Origin of the sequence: Rossellomorea arthrocnemi, from assembly GCF_904424705.1 — a bacterium.
GTDB lineage: Bacteria > Bacillota > Bacilli > Bacillales > Bacillaceae_B > Rossellomorea > Rossellomorea arthrocnemi.
The window spans coordinates 17,575-34,739 of record NZ_CAJGBF010000014.1; the positions used below are offsets into that span (position 1 = coordinate 17,575).

14 protein-coding genes and 1 pseudogene are annotated in these 17,165 nt (G+C 41.9%); 5 read left to right on the forward strand and 10 right to left on the reverse strand.

Annotated features, from left to right (window positions below):
* Positions 1-73: 73 nt before the first annotated feature.
* Together thiI and BAA9072_RS16960 are read right to left on the reverse strand one after the other, a co-directional pair.
* Positions 74-1,285 carry a tRNA uracil 4-sulfurtransferase ThiI gene (gene thiI, locus BAA9072_RS16955; RefSeq protein WP_201715876.1) on the reverse strand — a complete coding sequence of 404 codons (1,212 nt, stop codon included), beginning with the start codon at positions 1,283-1,285 and terminating at the stop codon, positions 74-76.
* Complete coding sequence (locus BAA9072_RS16960) at positions 1,282-2,433, reverse strand: cysteine desulfurase family protein (RefSeq protein WP_201715877.1); 1,152 nt, start codon at positions 2,431-2,433, stop codon at positions 1,282-1,284. The genes thiI and BAA9072_RS16960 overlap by 4 nt, the downstream gene beginning before the upstream one ends.
* A gap of 692 nt (positions 2,434-3,125) precedes the next feature.
* Here BAA9072_RS16960 and brnQ point away from each other — a divergent pair.
* Positions 3,126-4,466: a branched-chain amino acid transport system II carrier protein gene (gene brnQ, locus BAA9072_RS16965; protein ID WP_201715878.1), complete on the forward strand. Its 1,341-nt coding sequence runs from the start codon at positions 3,126-3,128 to the stop codon at positions 4,464-4,466.
* Positions 4,467-4,528: 62 nt separating this feature from the next.
* Here the strand turns inward: brnQ and ezrA are convergent, their stop codons facing one another.
* Complete coding sequence (gene ezrA, locus BAA9072_RS16970) at positions 4,529-6,223, reverse strand: septation ring formation regulator EzrA (RefSeq protein ID WP_201715879.1); 1,695 nt, start codon at positions 6,221-6,223, stop codon at positions 4,529-4,531.
* Between the two features lie 472 nt (positions 6,224-6,695).
* Here ezrA and hisJ point away from each other — a divergent pair, with 472 nt between their 5' ends.
* Positions 6,696-7,490 (forward strand): histidinol-phosphatase HisJ, encoded by a 795-nt coding sequence (gene hisJ / locus BAA9072_RS16975; protein WP_201715880.1) that lies wholly within the window; start codon positions 6,696-6,698, stop codon positions 7,488-7,490.
* A gap of 42 nt (positions 7,491-7,532) precedes the next feature.
* On the opposite strand, the gene refZ is transcribed toward hisJ, so the two are convergent.
* Positions 7,533-8,186 (reverse strand): forespore capture DNA-binding protein RefZ, encoded by a 654-nt coding sequence (gene refZ, locus BAA9072_RS16980; protein WP_201715881.1) that lies wholly within the window; start codon positions 8,184-8,186, stop codon positions 7,533-7,535.
* 283 nt (positions 8,187-8,469) lie between these two features.
* Between refZ and BAA9072_RS16985 the strand changes: the two genes are divergently transcribed.
* On the forward strand, positions 8,470-8,955 hold the full coding sequence (locus BAA9072_RS16985) for a GAF domain-containing protein (RefSeq protein WP_201715882.1): 486 nt from the start codon (positions 8,470-8,472) through the stop codon (positions 8,953-8,955).
* Between the two features lie 340 nt (positions 8,956-9,295).
* On the opposite strand, the gene BAA9072_RS16990 is transcribed toward BAA9072_RS16985, so the two are convergent.
* The 3 genes and pseudogenes from BAA9072_RS16990 to rpsN form a co-directional block, all read right to left on the reverse strand.
* Complete coding sequence (locus BAA9072_RS16990) at positions 9,296-9,664, reverse strand: hypothetical protein (RefSeq protein WP_201715883.1); 369 nt, start codon at positions 9,662-9,664, stop codon at positions 9,296-9,298.
* Between the two features lie 69 nt (positions 9,665-9,733).
* Positions 9,734-9,945, reverse strand: a pseudogene (gene rpmE, locus BAA9072_RS16995) (50S ribosomal protein L31).
* Positions 9,946-9,976: 31 nt separating this feature from the next.
* Positions 9,977-10,246 carry a 30S ribosomal protein S14 gene (gene rpsN / locus BAA9072_RS17000; protein ID WP_201715884.1) on the reverse strand — a complete coding sequence of 90 codons (270 nt, stop codon included), beginning with the start codon at positions 10,244-10,246 and terminating at the stop codon, positions 9,977-9,979.
* Between the two features lie 336 nt (positions 10,247-10,582).
* Between rpsN and BAA9072_RS17005 the strand changes: the two genes are divergently transcribed.
* Both BAA9072_RS17005 and BAA9072_RS17010 read left to right on the forward strand, forming a co-directional pair.
* The gene (locus tag BAA9072_RS17005) at positions 10,583-11,566 is read left to right on the forward strand and encodes a metal ABC transporter substrate-binding protein (protein ID WP_201715885.1); all 984 of its coding nucleotides are present in this window, start codon (positions 10,583-10,585) and stop codon (positions 11,564-11,566) included.
* Between the two features lie 418 nt (positions 11,567-11,984).
* On the forward strand, positions 11,985-12,626 hold the full coding sequence (locus BAA9072_RS17010) for a phosphatase PAP2 family protein (protein WP_201715886.1): 642 nt from the start codon (positions 11,985-11,987) through the stop codon (positions 12,624-12,626).
* Between the two features lie 48 nt (positions 12,627-12,674).
* On the opposite strand, the gene megL is transcribed toward BAA9072_RS17010, so the two are convergent.
* From megL to BAA9072_RS17025, 3 genes are all read right to left on the reverse strand, one after another.
* Positions 12,675-13,856 carry a methionine gamma-lyase gene (gene megL / locus BAA9072_RS17015; protein WP_201715887.1) on the reverse strand — a complete coding sequence of 394 codons (1,182 nt, stop codon included), beginning with the start codon at positions 13,854-13,856 and terminating at the stop codon, positions 12,675-12,677.
* Positions 13,857-14,396: 540 nt separating this feature from the next.
* The gene (locus BAA9072_RS17020; protein WP_201715888.1) at positions 14,397-16,214 is read right to left on the reverse strand and encodes a sensor domain-containing diguanylate cyclase; all 1,818 of its coding nucleotides are present in this window, start codon (positions 16,212-16,214) and stop codon (positions 14,397-14,399) included.
* A 41-nt stretch (positions 16,215-16,255) separates the two neighbouring features.
* Positions 16,256-16,861, reverse strand: coding sequence for a hypothetical protein (locus BAA9072_RS17025; RefSeq protein ID WP_201715889.1), 606 nt, complete (start codon positions 16,859-16,861; stop codon positions 16,256-16,258).
* Between the last annotated feature and the right edge of the window lie 304 nt (positions 16,862-17,165).

A 17,165-nucleotide genomic window follows, 5' to 3' on the forward strand; every position in this document is an offset into this window, starting at 1 on the left:
CTTGTTGAATATAGATTGTGTAAAAACACATGGCTTCATACAAGGAATTTCACTGGTAAATTATCCTAAATACTTAGAGTAATTCGTCAAAAGTTTTTTCTGCATTTGAACCGGTGGATCCATCGATCGTGACTGTTTCTGTACCGTCTACTGCCTCTTTAAGAAGAGTTTCGAAATCAACGAAGCTTTCATAGTACTCCACTTTTTCTTTTTTAGGGCGTGTCTTTGGTGCAGGCGGCGTGAAGATCGTGCAGCAATCTTCGTAAGGAAGAATGGAAATGTCATGGGTATCGATTTTCTGGGCGATATCAATGATTTCCAGCTTGTCCATGGCAATGAGTGGCCTTAACACAGGTGTGGTTGTAACTGCGTTAATCGCCTGCATGCTTTCTAACGTCTGACTCGCCACCTGGCCGAGGCTTTCGCCGGTAATCAAGGCGAGACCTTCATTCTTTTCACGGATTTGATCCGCAATCCGGAGCATCATTCGTCTCGTTGACGTCATGGTGTAATTTTCAGGAACCTGATCATGGATTGTTTGCTGCACTTTCGTAAATGGAACGATGTGCAGTTTTACTTTTCCACTGAAGGCAGAGAGCTTTTTCGAAAGATCGATGACCTTTTGCTTTGCCCGTTCACTTGTAAATGGCGGGCTGTGAAAATGAACCGCTTCGATCTCTACTCCTCTTTTCATCGTAAGATAACCGGCTACAGGACTGTCGATCCCTCCTGATAGCATAAGCATCGCTTTTCCGCTTGCCCCGACAGGCATACCGGTGGACCCTTGATAAATTTCAGAGGAAAGATAGACTCCCTCTTTTCTCACTTCCACATTAAGTTGAATATCGGGGTTTTTCACGTCCACCTTTAGGCCGTCCATATTGCGGAGGATATAAGATCCCACTTCGTAATTTAATTCATTTGTGTCCATCTCAAACTTCTTGTCCGCTCTGCGTGCTGATACCTTAAAGGTCTTACCAGGGGCAAAACTCTTCTTGACGAGGGCCAATCCTGCTTTCGTGATTTCCTCTATATCCTGAGGAACTTTCACAACAGGACTGAACGATTGGATTCCAAATATTTTCTCTAATCTTGGAATGATTTGATCCCCGTTTTCGTCTCCCAATTGGATGTGAAGGCGATCCCTGCCAGCTGCAACAGAAATCGTCGGGAAATCCTTTAATGCTTGCAAAATATTTTCACGAAGCTTGGCTGTGAACATCTTACGGTTTCTTCCTTTGGTCGAAATTTCACCGTATCTGACTAGTATGCGATTATATTTCATCGTGATCTCCTCATTGTATGTTGTAATAACTCTATTTCACTTTTTAATAACAGAATGAATGCTTTGCATTCTTCTATTGTATTATGAAACGACAGGCTGACCCTGATTGAATTACTTGCAAGGGTATCCATTACACCCATCGATAAAAGGGTCTGACTTGGCTTACTTTGCTTCGATGAACAGGCGCTTGTCGTCGATACGTACACGTCATGCCGGTCAAGGGCATGGATGAGCACTTCCCCTTTGAAATCCCTGACTGAAAAATTCAGGATGTGTGGAGCGCGATCTCGGATTGGTGTATGAACAGTCACTCCTTCGATTTTCTCCAACTCTCTCCTAAGGAATTGATGATTTTCTTCCATTAATCCCAATTTCCGGTTACTTTCTTCCGTATGCATTCGGAGTGCCTTTGCAAAGGAAACAATCCCACCTGTGTTCTCCGTACCGCTGCGAAGGTTTCCTTCCTGCTCCCCACCGGACAGGATAGGAGAAAGCTCGAGTCCGTCCCTCACATAGAGCATGCCCGTTCCCTTGATGCCATGAATTTTATGGGCGGAAAGGCTGCATAAATCGATGAGCTTTTCGTCGAGAATAAGAGAGACTTTCCCACATGCCTGTACAGCATCGACATGAAAGAGTATCTTAGGATGGTGTTTCAGGATCATCGCGATTTCCCTGATGGGCTGGACACTGCCAATCTCATTATTGACCTGCATGACCGAAACAAGGATCGTATCATCCTGAATCGCCTCCTGCAACTCGGAGGGACGGACCTTTCCCTGATCATCCACATCGAGATACGTCGCCCTAAACCCAAACGCTTCCAATTGCTTAAAGGCGTTGATGACAGAGGGATGTTCTATTTTAGTTGTGATGATGTGTTTCCCTCTGTGTCCGTATTGAAGAGCGGTCCCTTTGATCGCCAGGTTATTAGATTCAGTTCCTCCAGAAGTAAAAAACACCTCTTTCGTCTTTATACCTAATAGAGAGGAGATCTGTTCCCTGGATTGCTGTATTAATTTTTCCACCCGGCCACCGAATGAGTGGACGGATGAGGGATTGGCATAATAGCTTTCATTGACTTTCAGGAACGTATCCAGTACTTCTTTATATGGCTTGGTTGTCGCACTATTATCAAAATAGATCAAAGTATACACCTTCTTTTGAATGACACTTACTTTTATATTCAATCACTAATCTTACCATAAATCTTTCTTATCCCAAACATTTTGGTTAAAGGCTTATTTTGTAAAAGGAAATTGCTTTTTAATTAGTGAGTGCTAGTTGATTGGAGCGGAAGGTGTTCCCTTTCCGCGGGGCGTGAGTTGTGCACCTGGAGTTTAGCTTCTCTCTCAATGTTGAGGTCAACGTCCTGCTCTTTCGATAGCCTCTTGTCATTGGGTGAGTTCTGTCACTCAAATTGGGTTTAGAAGGTGAGGGGTACTGGGTAACTCCGGTCTGGGATCTGGCGTGACGATACCCCGTTCGTTTTAGCTGAAAAGGATCTGCGGTACGTCCGCGCTAAAAAGCGGAGTAGTTCCCGTCAACCTAAAGCTTACAGTGATGGACAGAGCCTATACAGAAGATAAGTTAAGTTCAACTATCTTTTCGAATATATTATAGTGGGAACATAATTCAACAAACTTTCACAATTAATTATACATTTTCCAAAAATTATTATTGAAAAGTGACAGAATTTTTGCGAGAATCTATAAGGAAATATCAACGGAAGTTATTTAAATATACTAAATTGCGAGACTATTTAGTTTTTCGACATTTTTCTACAATCTTATGATACGATATTTTTCTTATGACATCGATTACAATCGGAGGGGTATATATGAACGAGAAAGCGCTATCATTCAGCCAGATCTTAACGATCGGATTAATGCTCTTCGCTCTATTTCTTGGTGCAGGAAATCTGATTTTCCCGCCATTTCTGGGACAGCAGGCTGGAGAGCATGTTTGGACCGGAATCATTGGCTTTCTTATTACGGGAGTAGGTCTTCCTTTGTTAGGGGTCATTGCCATCGCGAAATCGGGAGGAGATCTCCAAACTCTCGCCAACCGGGTTCACCCATTATTCGGAATTGTTTTTACCATTGTTATGTACCTGGCGATTGGGCCGTTCTTCGGAATTCCCCGGACTGGAACAGTTGCCTATGAAATCGGGGTCATCCCATTTTTACCTGAAGAAACAGCGAAATACGGCATTCCTTTACTTATTTATACAGTCATTTTCTTTGGGTTGACGGCATGGCTTTCGATGAATCCGTCAAAGCTTGTGGATAGAATCGGGAAAATCCTGACGCCTTCCCTGATCGTGATCCTCACCATTCTGGTAGCCAAAAGCTTTATTAGTCCCATGGGCGAATTCGGTACACCGAAAGACGCTTACCTGAATGGACCATTGTTCAAGGGGTTCATTGAAGGATATCTCACCATGGACACCATTGCGGCCCTGGTGTTCGGGATTGTGGTCATTAATTCCATTAAAGATCGAGGCATCACAAGTAAATCCAGTCTGACCCGCATCACGATCATTGCAGGAATTATCGCTGCCATTGGCCTTGCTCTCGTGTATTTATCCTTAAGTTATATCGGTGCCAGCAGCCCGGATTCCATCGGATTGCAGGCAAACGGTGGAGCGATCCTATCAGCAGCAGCGAGCCATTTATTCGGTTCTATGGGGACGATCATCCTTGGACTCGCTATTACCTTTGCATGCATTACGACATCAGTCGGACTTGTTTCAGCATGCTCACAATATTTTGCGAAAATACTTCCTGTTTCCTATCCGAAATTAGTAATCATCATCTCTCTCTTCAGTATGACCATTGCCAATATCGGATTGACTCAGTTGATCGCTGTATCTTTACCTGTTCTTATTTTCATCTATCCATTGGCGATTGTACTGATCCTTCTGTCCTTCATGCACAATGGATTTAACGGGTACTCCCTCGTTTATGTGGGGGCTTTGATTCCAACAGGGCTGATCAGTTTAGTCGACGGAATCAAGACCGCCGGCGTTGACGTAACAGCCGTCAGTCAATCACTGGATTTCCTTCCGTTTTACAGTCAAGGAATCGGCTGGGTCGTTCCAGCAATGATCGGTGCCATCATCGGATTCGTCATTGCCGTACTTGCAGGACAAACCAAACGGACGATTGAAGCAAGCTGAGTTCAATCGTCTCATCAAAAAAAGGACTGATGTAGAACATTCTACATCAGTCCTTTTATTTATTATTTTTCTTCGAGGTCCATCATTTTCTCAATCTTCTTCAGCGCGCCCGGCTCCACTTTCTCAATGGTAGTGGCCGCTTCTTCCAGGGCTTTACGGTAATCATATTGACGGAAGGCTTCTTCAGCAGTATGCAAACCATCCCTTACCGAACTATATTTACTGCGGTAGCGATTACCGTATTGAATGATTTTCTCTGATAGGAGGACATTCTCGATCAGATCTCCTGTTTTCGTATAGAAATGGTCGACCGTATCTTCCGCCCCTAATAATGTTTCTTGGATGAACTTCATATTTAAAGGTTTTTCCGTTAAGCTCGCATTCACTTGCTCAATCTTACGGTGGACCTCGTCCAGAAGATCTTTGTAATCAGCAGGCAGTCCCGGAACATTGCTCTTTGAAATCATCCGGCTTGCTTCCGCTACCTTTTTCTTCAGTTCCTGGATTTTTTCCCTTGTAGCCAATTCATCTTTACGGAGGTTCTGCAGATAAACGGAGAACTCGCTCTGCTGTTGATTCAGTTCTTCCAGTCCGTTTCTGATCTCCTTTAGCTCATCACTCAGGTTTGAGAAGGCCGTAGCATTTGTTTCTTCCTTGTGCATGAGCATCTCGTGACGCTTTGAGAGCTGGATAATCTTCTTATCGATCTCGCTCGGAGTACTAAGGTCTGCCTCATGAAGGTGATAGCCTTGTTTTACAATACTAATTTCTGATTGGATTTCATCATTGTCTTCCTTGGCCTTGATCAGCCCTTCAGTCGTTTGATCTCTGTACTGCTCTACAAAATGCTTGGAGTGAACTTCTTTTTCCAGTAAATCATAAAGGCTTTCGACCTTCACTTTGATTTCCTGTATACCTTCTTCCACTTCCTCGACCTGAAGCTCTTCAAGATTCTTGTTAAAGTGCTGGAGGGTGTCCTTTAAGGATGCCACTTCTTTGTCCACTTCAATATGATCAAGGGTGTAACCCTGATCCTTCATTTCCACGTATCCTGCTTCAAGCTCAGACAACTGGGAAGGTAACAGGTTTTCACAATCGGTGATCAGCTTCGGCACCGTCTCCATTTTGTAGGAAACATCCTTCATTTCTTCTGCAAGGCTAAGCACGATTTCTCTTGCATCCAGATAGTTCCCCTGTTCTGTCAGGTCATTGAATTGATTGATTTGTCCAGAAAGCTTATCAAGGATTGCCTCTATGTGCTTTGCCGTTTGACCGTATGTATGACGATAGGCGAGCAGCTGCTTCTTGCTGTTTCGATGTTCTTCCTGAAGAGCCTGAATTTCTTCACGGTTCTTCTCTTCACTGCCAACCAATTCATTTAATTCGTTGAGAATCTGTTCGATCTTTTCTTCGGTTTGGGTAAGGACCTGATGAATTCTCGCCAAGATCTCTTTCGTTTTATTAAAACGAAATTTATCGGTGTACTCTTCTGCATCGAATAGGAGTTCTTCAACATCAGGAAGCTGCACAGCAACAATCTCATCCCATCCCTGTCTCCAGCCGTCAAACAATTCTTCCGTCTGACCTGTCATATTCAGTTGCTTCACTCTGGAAAGCTCGTCTGAAACCGGTTTGTTCATAATATCGATTTTCCAGGCTTCATATCGATCAATTTCAGCGTAATATTTTTTTCTAGAGAAAAATCCGATTAGGAATACGATTAAGATAAGTATTATTCCAGCGATGACGTATTGCATCTTAAGCCCCCTGTTCAACTATTCAGTAGACATCTATATGAATGTGGATGTTTCATTAATAATTTGTCATTGCTATAATGATACCATGTTAACGACATTTTTTGACTATTAATTTCTAATTTTTCAGTGATAAAAAATCAATTTTAGCAAATTTGAGGGGAAATGGACATGATTTTTTGGGTTTTGTGTTGATTGGGCTGTCTTTGTAACACCTTTTGGATGGGTGAGTGTTGGTTGATTTCCGTCCAGGTGCTCGCTTTCCGTGGGGCTGGCGGTGAGCCGCCTCCGCTTTTTGTTGTTTCCCACAGGAGTCGAGCACCTTCCACTCCAATCAACTCATATAGTTTCAAATTACGTATCTAATTGGGGCTAATAATCTCATAATATTTATTACCCTATCAAATTCACAATATCTTTTTCATATTCCATTTTAATAGCACAATTCATTATTTAAACAAGGAAGTGAAGTCTCATGGTTAAGGTTGATGGGCATGTTCATACGCCGTTTTGTCCGCATGGAAGTCGGGATTCTTTTGAGATGTATGTGGAGAGGGCGATTTCTTTAAATTATAGTGCAATAACGTTTACGGAGCATGCTCCGCTGCCGGACGGATTCAGGGATACGACGCCTGATCAGGACAGTGGGATGGATCATTCACGCCTTGAGGAGTATTTTGATGCGCTTGACAACCTTAAGAAGAAATATAAGGACAAGGTCATCATCCGATCCGGGCTCGAGGTTGATTATATTGAAGGGTTTGAAAAGGAGACGGAAGAATTCCTTTCGATCTATGGACCAAGGATGGATGACAGCATTCTTTCTGTTCATTTTTTACAGCACCGTGGCAAGTGGGATTGTCTCGATTTCAGCCCCGATGTGTTCGAATCCATGATCGGGTATTATGGTTCGGTTGATGCAGTTTATGCCCAGTATTATGAGACGGTATTGAAATCGATAAGGAGTAATTTGGGTGTTCATAAACCGAAGAGAATCGGTCATATCACTCTGGTAAAGAAATTTCAGCAGCTGTTTCCTGCTTCCCATTCGTTCTCGGGTGATATTTCCACCATCCTCCGGGAAACGGCGGGTAAAGGTCTCGCGCTTGACTATAATGGGGCGGGATTTGTCAAGGAGTATTGCGGTGAGTCTTACCCTCCACTGGATATCGTGAAAGAGGCCCGTGCGCTAGGGATCAAAACCGTCTATGGTTCTGATGCCCATACGGCAAATGGCCTTGATCAGGGGAGGAAATGGATGGACATATAAAAGAAAAAGAACTCTTCTTCAATCGGAGAAGAGTTCTTTCATTCAGATGATCAGCTCTTTTTTCATGACCTCTTTCGATTCAGAAACGAGGAGGAGGTCGATCCATTGATCAATGTTTTTATAATATTGATCGATAAAGTAATACTCCTGTGGGAACATCTGCCACACTTCTCTTAATTGCTGGCTGTGAAGAAATGGCATGGTCAGCATGGACTTGAGCTGGATCACGAGAAAGCTGACCGGTTGTTTTTTCAATGCATGGTCTTTCATTCCTTGTTCAAATAACCGTTTCATATAATGTCTTTCTTTCATTAAATAGGAGGAAATGATTTCACGGACCACCTGTGAATCGATGGACACTTCCCTCCAGATGAATCGGGATAATTGATGGTTGTCACTTTGGAATTTCAATATTTTGTAGACTGCCCGCTTTAGGCAAAGTTCGGCACTTACATAATTCAACGCTTCTACCTCTTCCTGAAGAAAGCGCAAATACGGCTCAAAAAAATGGGTGAAGCACGCTTCCAATACCCCCTGCTTGCCTTTGAAATAATAGGAGATCGTAGCTGGATTCACGTTCGCCCTCTTCGCAATATCCCTGACTGACGTCCCATCAAACCCATGATCATAAAATAAGTACACAGCTGCTTTAAAAATGGACTCTTTCGTCGACTTGGACGTATCTAGTTTTTTCATATTTCCCCTTCTTTCAACTATTATAGGCGAATGAAAAAAACAGTGGCGAGGATCAATGTATAAAAAAGTTCATCAGAAAAAAATCTAAATCATTGAAGGTTATAAAGAAATGTGCTAAAAATGGTTCAATAGATGTTTCTATTATAAGTTGTTTACACAATGAATTCGTGTTTTCGCAGGGATTTCCTTTAAGTTTTTCTCGACAGGATTTGTTGCAGGGATGCTTCATAGGAACAGATAGACATGAAATTACACATATTATGTAGAATCGGGGGAGTTATTGGTGTTTCAAGTAGAAAAATATCAAGGTACAAAGGAACAGGGCTTTGGTCTTGTCACGAAACAACTGAAAGCTTTATTAGAAGGTGAGCCGAATCAAATCGCAAATTTGAGCAATGCTTCCGCCCTATTGAACCAATTCATGGACCGCATTAACTGGGTAGGCTTTTATTTATATGAAGAAGAAAGCAATCAACTGGTACTCGGACCTTTCCAGGGACTGCCTGCTTGTGTAAGGATCCCCTTAGGAAGAGGGGTTTGCGGTACCGCCGCCAGTGAACAAAAAACCCTGTTAATCGAAGATGTCCATCAGTTCCCCGGTCACATCGCCTGCGATGCTGCTTCCCAATCTGAAATCGTCATCCCTCTCGTCAAAGAAGGAAAACTGATCGGAGTCCTGGACATCGACAGTCCTGAAAAAGGAAGATTTGACGGAGAAGATCAGAAGTATTTGGAGATTTTCGTGAAAGAACTGTTGAACCATCTTTAATAAAAGAAAATCCAGTAGAAAAGCCTGATTCCGGATGCGGATTCAGGCTTTTTTTTAACACATTATTCGACTTTGATATAAAATTCTTCCACATACGGATTCTCTGGCTCGGCAACCGTTTCAAACACGGGATTTGTAATGGCCGGCATGGTTCGGCCATTACAAATCTACAGCACTCACCCATACATATAGGTTGTTAGCCCCCCCTGTACCTTCTACATTGGAAAAAAATATCAATATTCAACATAAAAACTCTTACTCAATTTATTTACTGAAGAGGGTAAGACTCCATTCTTCACCCCCACTCCATGTAAACGATTACGATCATCATTTATCATGGTTATGTATGCAAATCTCCCATCGAAAAATAAAAGTATTTCCTATTTTCAGGTGATGACCCTTTTGGACGAATTATATCCGTACAATCAAACCATTTTACCTGACCCAACACCGAATCTAATTGTTGTTGGATTTCCTTTTCGATTTCCCTCATTTCAGCCATAAATTGACCATAGGATAATTGAAAATGATCTGCGGCCTGTTGATGAGGGGCGTTCTGAATGAGTAAACTCATGAATTCTTCTGATGAAGCAGCCTGTTGAGCAAGTTCATCTTCCAGTTGAACCACGTACTGATATAAGTCTCTCTTTCTTTTGGGAAGTGAATGGACAATTTCTCTTGCCACTATTTCCATAAGGTTCCCATTCATTACTTCCACCTTCCTTTTACATGAAAAAGGGGTACAGAGTAAAAGATTATTCTGCAACCCTTCCCCCCATTATTTCATATTGTATTTCTTCATGAAGCGTTCTGCGCGCCCTCCGCGATCCGAGAATTTTTGTCTTCACGTGTAAAATGGATGCCTGTCAGCACTGATCTCTACTTTTATTAATGGATAGGATTTTCCATCCTTCCACTCCGTTAAAAACGTAATCCCGTTATATCCATGAATACAACGTCATGGTATTGAGGATGTATTCCTTGCTTCATTTTTTGCTCCTCCTCAGCTAATCACCTTGTATTACCAGCTTGATTTTTTCACGCCAGGAATTTGACCTTTATGAGCCAATTCACGGAACGCAATGCGGGACATCTTGAATTTCCCAAGGTATCCCCGCGGACGTCCAGTCAGTTCACAACGGTTCTTCAAACGAGTAGGAGACGAATCCCGGGGGAGCTTTCGAAGCGCATCATATTCTCCTTGTTCTTTAAGCTCTTTTCTTAGTTTTGCGTACTTTAACACCATCTCTTGACGCTGTTTTTCTTTTACTACTTTAGATTTTTTAGCCAAAGGATTTCCTCCTGTTATCAAATCGTAATCATTACGCTTTAAATGATTCTAAAATTAGTTAAACACAAACATCCACAATTTGCAAACGCACATTCATGTAAAAAATGGAGAGTAAAAAGGAATGCATCCCTTTATACAAAGTTCAAACATTCGGAAGAAATTCCGAATTACATAACCATTTCCATATCTGTCTCCAGTAAAAGAATTAGAGATTGATTGAAGATTATTTGTACAGATAATCTTTTTTAAAGAAAAATAATCGTAATGATTTCGATTTACAAAACGTAATCATTACGATATAATCACATTTGAATTTAACTAAAAAGGAGTTTACCTATGAAAAAATCCCTAATAATTTCCCTTCTTCTTGTTTCGTCCCTGTTTCTTTCTGCCTGTAATGAGACAAATAAAACTACAGGAAATAACGAAAGCTCATCTGATGCTGAAGAATCGATAAGCATCATGACTTCACTTTATCCACTTCAGTATTTTGCCGAGCGTATAGGAGGAGATCTAGTGAAAGTCGAGTCTCTTCTACCTCCAGGTTCTGATGCCCATACCTTTGAACCAACTTCAAAGGATATGATCGCTATCGCAGAATCCGACCTATTTATTTATAATGGGCTTGGGATGGAGTCGTATGCTGATAAAATTACTAAAGCGCTGGAAAATGAGGATACCATAATGGTTGAGGCAACAAAGGGGGTCGATGTCATCACAAGCACTCATCACCACTCTGAAGATGAACACCACGAAGGCGAAACTGCCAATCATGAAGAAGAGCACCACCATGGGGATTATGACCCGCATGTTTGGTTAGATCCTAACCGTGCAAGTCAATTGGCCAAGAATATTCGTGATTCTCTAATTGATCTTCATCCTGAATATAAAGATACATTTACTCAAAATTACAGCAAATTAAAAGAAGATTTAGATGAAGTTGACGAGGAATTCACCACTTTGGTTCAAAAAAGTAATCATCCTGAAATTCTTGTCTCTCATGCAGCATACGGATATTGGGAAGAAGCTTATGGAATTAAACAATTAGCTGTAGCCGGTCTCTCTCCTACCGATGAGCCTTCTCAAAAAGAGTTAAAGGAAATCATCGAAACAGCTAAAGAACACAATATTCAATATGTCATTTTCGAACAAAATGTCACGACTCGAGTTGCTGACATCATCAAAAACGAAATTAATGCAAAGCCCTTGAAAATTCATAACCTCGCTGTATTGACAGAATCAGATATTAAAAATAATGAAAACTTTCTTTCATTGATGGAGCAAAACCTCAAGACCTTAGATCAAGCTATCCATGATTAAAACAACTGTTTAATGTTTTATATTTAATTTCAACAAGCGCGGCAACGATTTATGGCTCGCGCTTGTTGATTTTTTTTTGAAGTCCCCTGCAGGATTTGCATGAAATTAAGAAAAACGCAGGTCTGCCCGGGAGATATTCAGTAATCGCTCAAACACAATAGAAAAAAATTCATAATCCTTATCTTATTAAATCGAACTCATTCCCCACTTAAAGCAAATCTCTTGCTGCAATCAACAGGACATTCTTCTCAGTAAAATAGTTCTAGACATTATCCGCAACTAATGGTATGTTTACGTTTTTCACCCCTGTTAAAAGGGAAGAGAGTAACGTAAATAAAGATAAAAGTGGAACAGGCAATTTTCACTATATAATCCATACAATGTCTTAGAACAAAGTGCAGGTAAGAAGAGGTGTTTTATGAGAAACAAGAAAAAAGACTTACCCTATTTAGTATGTTTGCTGGTGATGCCGGTATTAGGGTTGGTATATACACTATTGAATACAGATACCCGTGAAGCGGTCATCCTCTCCACAACACTTGATGAATGGATCCCATTCGTGCCGGCTTTCATTGTCCCCTATATTTGCTGGTACGCATTTATTTTAGGTTACCTTTTTTACTTTTGGTATAAAAATGTACCGACATTCCTTAAAACTCTTGGCATCATTGTCATCGGTGAGTTGATTTGTTTTGTTATCTACTTCTATTTTCAAACAACTGTACCTCGTCCTGAACTAGCAGGAGACGGACTGTTTGTCGACCTGGTTCGAATGATCTACAGTCATGATCAGCCATATAATGCTTTTCCAAGTATCCATGTCTTAACGACATTCGCTATCATTCTAGGAAATTTCAACATTAAGAATAAACACCCGTTCCATTCCGCCTTTGTGCCGATCATGGGGTCGTTGATTATCGTCTCAACTCTTTTTGTTAAACAGCATTATATTCTCGACATGACCAGCTCGATCTTTTTAACCGTGTTCATTTATGGCATTTTGTTTGAGCTTTATGGAGTCAGTGCAAAGAAATCGAAGCAAGCCTATTTAGAAGAATAATAGACAAAACAGGAAGGACCCCTTAGTCGGATTCCTTCCTGTTTTTTCTTATGTCTTATCCAGCGCCTGGGATAAATCACTCCAAATATCTTCCGGTGCTTCTAGTCCCACAGAGAGCCTCAGAAGAGAATCATTGATTCCCATGCTTTTTCTCGACTCTTCAGGCACGACGGCATGAGTCATGGTGGCGGGATGCTGGATTAACGTTTCAGCGTCTCCCAGACTTACGGCGATCTTGATCATTTTGAGATCATCCATAAGCTTCTGTGCTTCTTCCTTTGTCCCTTTCAGCGTAAAGGAAATCATCCCGCCCGGTTTTTTCATTTGTTTCTTCATGACCCCGTGCTGAGGGTGATTGATGTGTCCAGGGTAGATGACGGTTTCGACTGCCGGGTGCCCGGCTAATAAATCGGCAATCTTTTCCGCACTTTCACAGTGACGGTCCATTCGCACAGCCAGAGTTTTTAACCCCCGCAGTAACAACCATGCATCGAATGGAGAAATGATTCCTCCGATATCCTTTTGAGTCGTCATGCGGATTTCGGCCATCTTTTCCTGTGTACCGACGACGAGGCCGGCGACGACATCCCCATGTCCGCCAATATATTTCGTCGCACTGTGAATGACAATGTCACACCCATGCTCTAACGGACGTTGTAGATACGGGGAACAGAACGTATTATCCACAACGACAGGGATCCCTTTTTCACGGGCGACCTTCACAACAAGTTCCAGATCAATGAGCTGCATTGTCGGATTGATCGGAGTTTCCACATAAATGCAGCTGGTGTTTTCTGTGATTTTGCTGCGGATCTCTTCCTCTGAATCCATGGAAGAAAAATCATGCCCGATGGCAAATTTCTCCTGGATAAGCTCAAGGAGGCCAAACGTACAGCCATACACCCCTTGAGAGCAGAGGATATGATCCCCTGACTTTGTCAGCGAAAACAGCACTGCGCTCACAGCCGCCATTCCGGAACCAAAGGCAAGGGCAGCCTCGCCCCCTTCCAACGACGCCATCCGATCTTCCAATATCGACACCGTCGGATTTCCCAGTCTTGAATATATATATCCTTCTTCTTCACCGGCAAATCGATTTTCCCCTTGTTTCGCATTTGCAAAGGTATAAGTAGAAGTTTGGTATAAAGGGGGTGCTAAACTATCAAAATGCTGAGACGATTGATACCCCTCGTGAATCACTCTTGTTTCAAAACGCTTCTCTTCTTTCATCCAGTATTCCTCCCAGTATTCCCTTTAAAGTCTAAGTAACTACTATTCTAGAATATGATAACCCCGGTGAAAAAGAAAGCGTTTACACTAAAGTGATAAAGGAACTTATTACTATTTTTCTTTGTTTTGTCAACATCGCTCCCTACATAGTGAGGTGTTGGTTGATTTCCGCTCCAGTTGCTCGCTTTCCGCGGGGCGTGAGTTGAGCCTCCTCATGCTAAAGTCCTGCGGGGTCTCAACTTTCACGCGTTTCCCGCAGGAGTCGAGCAACTTCCGCTACAATCAACTTTCTAGTTTTTTTCTACAACATTCAATGTTTAACTACCTTCACTTCACAGAATGTTGACTGAATTACTTCATTGCTGAACTTTGTAACACAAAACCTGATTGTTAGCAGGAAAACTGCGATCGATTCCTATAGCTAAAAGCAAAGAAATAAGTTCCATCGTCCTTTTAAACACCAATCTTCAGGCAAAACTAACTAAAATAGGAAGAACCAAAAAATGGGTCTTCCCAAGTCATCCTTTATTTAGTAGTACCTCAATCACAATCGTTCACAACCTGATTTTTCCCATTATTCTTCGCAATATAGAGCGCCTCATCTGCTTTTTTCACTAATTCTTTGACTGATTTGGGACATGTGTCATCGTCTTTTCTCCAGATGGATAAGCCGCAGGACAGGGTAACGGATGGATCTGTTTTCAAAGGGATGTCCTTTACGATCCGACGGGCAATTTCCCTGCCTTTATCACGGCCGATGGAAGGCAGGTAGACGGCCAATTCTTCCCCACCCCACCTTGCAACGAAACCATGATGGCTGACAATTCCCTTGATCAGATTCGACACTTCTATGATGACCTCATCCCCGACCTGATGTCCGTAGTTATCATTGATGGATTTGAAATCATCAATATCGATCAAAAGTAAAGTTCCCCGTTCATCCTTATTCATGGAAGACTCCATTTCATCATCCAAATAATTACGCGCGAACAGTTTGGTCATATGATCGGTGATGACCATTTGTTCAAGTTTTTCACGCAGAGTCGCATTGGTGATCGCAAGGGTTGAATGATGAATGAACGACTGCAGCAGCTTATACATATCGAATGAAAACATATACGGTTCCTTGTGAAGCACCACACAGAATCCGATCAGGGCTTCATTTTGAATCATGGGAGCTGCCATGATCGAAGGATAGGCGGCCTCTGTTTCAAATCGATCCCTGACATCCCCTAAAAAGATGGCATCCCTTTCCCTTTCGATGCGCTCCTTTACATAAGAAATATATTTCCTGCCTTTCTCTTCAAAAAAGACAGGTGAGCTTTCATCCAGAATCGAGTACTCCCCTTTTTGAAGGAGCACAAATCCAATGGCGGATGCCTGAAAAGATCGTTTGATCTGTTTCTTTAAAAACATGACGGTTTCAGATAATCGTAAATTCAAGTTTAATTGATGGGATGTTTCATTGATGAGCTGAAGATCGGTTATAAGTCTCTTCGACTGCTCATAAAGCTTGGCGTTCTCCAAAGCACTCCCTGCCGTATAGGCAAGCAGGCGAATGAACTCAATCTTTTGGTCCGTGAAGGTGGCATGCGACATAGACTTCACCTCAAGTACCCCATAGATTCCCTGCTTCCCCTTTAAAGGTGCATACAGGACATCCCGCTCCCCGGCTTCAATCCTCCCATTTACAAATGCCTGCATGGCGGATTCATTGGCTCGGTCAAAGTCGAAATTCTTAATAGGTAGTTCCCCGAAATCATACCTGTCGTTTGAGAGCAGCAAATGGAACTCATCAACAGGGAATACCTCTTTCAACGTCTCAATGATTTGCACGAGAAGCGTGCGGACATCCCTCGTTGAATGGAAGATCTCCGTTACTTTGAACAATTCCCTGTATCTTCTCTCGTCTTCAAGTACTGTCTGAATACCGCCTGTGTGCTGTAAAAACTGATTGCTCGCTTTCCAAAAAGAATGGAGCCCGCTTTCATCTGCCCAACCCTTCGAATGCTCTTTCTTCACTACTAGGATCGCTAAAGGACTTCCATCCTTTTTCCTAAAATGAAACTTAATTGAGGAGTGGTCTTCCTTCTCAATCAAGATAGGGCGGAGGACATATTCCTCCGTCGCTTCAGCAAGTGTTAGAGGAACATCCCCATTCTCACGGGGTTGATATAGAAAATAAGTAGAATTGCTATAAAAATATAAAAATGCCCGGTCGATTTCCAGGCAATCTTTCACAACCGTCAGCCACTTTTGCAAATGAACAGAATGATCTGCCTCCGCTGACATTTCTTCGTATACCAAATCGAATAGCTTTGACTTGTATTCATGCATTGCATGTTGAATAACGTACATTTTCCTCACCCACACCTGAAAGGTTTGTGAAACAATTTACATCATTGACTCCTGGCCAGTACCAAATCTTTTTCAAAGACAACCAGCCATAATGAATCGTCTTCGGATAAAGAATGAATTTCTTTTGGTTTCTCTTTTCTTTCTGAAAGATCCAGTCTGTCAGATTTCGCATCATCCTCTGGAATGCTGATGAATCCAGTGTTCTCCTGTATGTGAAAGCTCCGACGACTTGATGTAATGGAAGCAGGTTCACTGTCTTTCTCCCGCAAAGTCTCTAAAGAATCGGAAAAAAAGATCCATTTTTTCTTTTCCAATTGAACCCATATCCCATTATGTTCTTTTGTTATGCCCAGCGATTTCACTGGATTATGTAACGACACACTATGTAATACCTTAAAATAATATTGGTTGTTTCGATCAAGTTCATATATGACAAGGACCGGCTGCTTTTCGACCACCTTAGCCACTGCGATGACAGGGTTATGGTTTCCGTCCCCCCTGGACAATACTTCAGCATGGATGGATGGTTCAATCCCATCTCCTTTTCCTGATGAAGAGGAGGAATAAAGGTAACCTCCCAAAACGACCAGCAGACACAGACCGATCAATAGATATCGAAGAAATTTCTCTCTCTTTGATTCTTGCAAATCAGCTCACCTATTTAACATAATTTTCAACTTTTATTATATCACAACAAATGACTTATGAACTATTTTGTTTGAGTAATCTTGATCGTTCTTTGATGAATCTTAAAAATACTTCCTTGACTTCTATACTCTCGCATCATATAATATTCTTTGTGTAAAATAATGCAGCTTCAGTGAAGTCCTTTATGCTCGTATTTTGTTCCTCTACACTTTGAGGTGTATCTTGTAACCCTCTGCTGCTAGGGCGAAGGTACATGAAAACAAAATGCACATAATTGTTTATTCACAGGTGTTTTTATTTTAC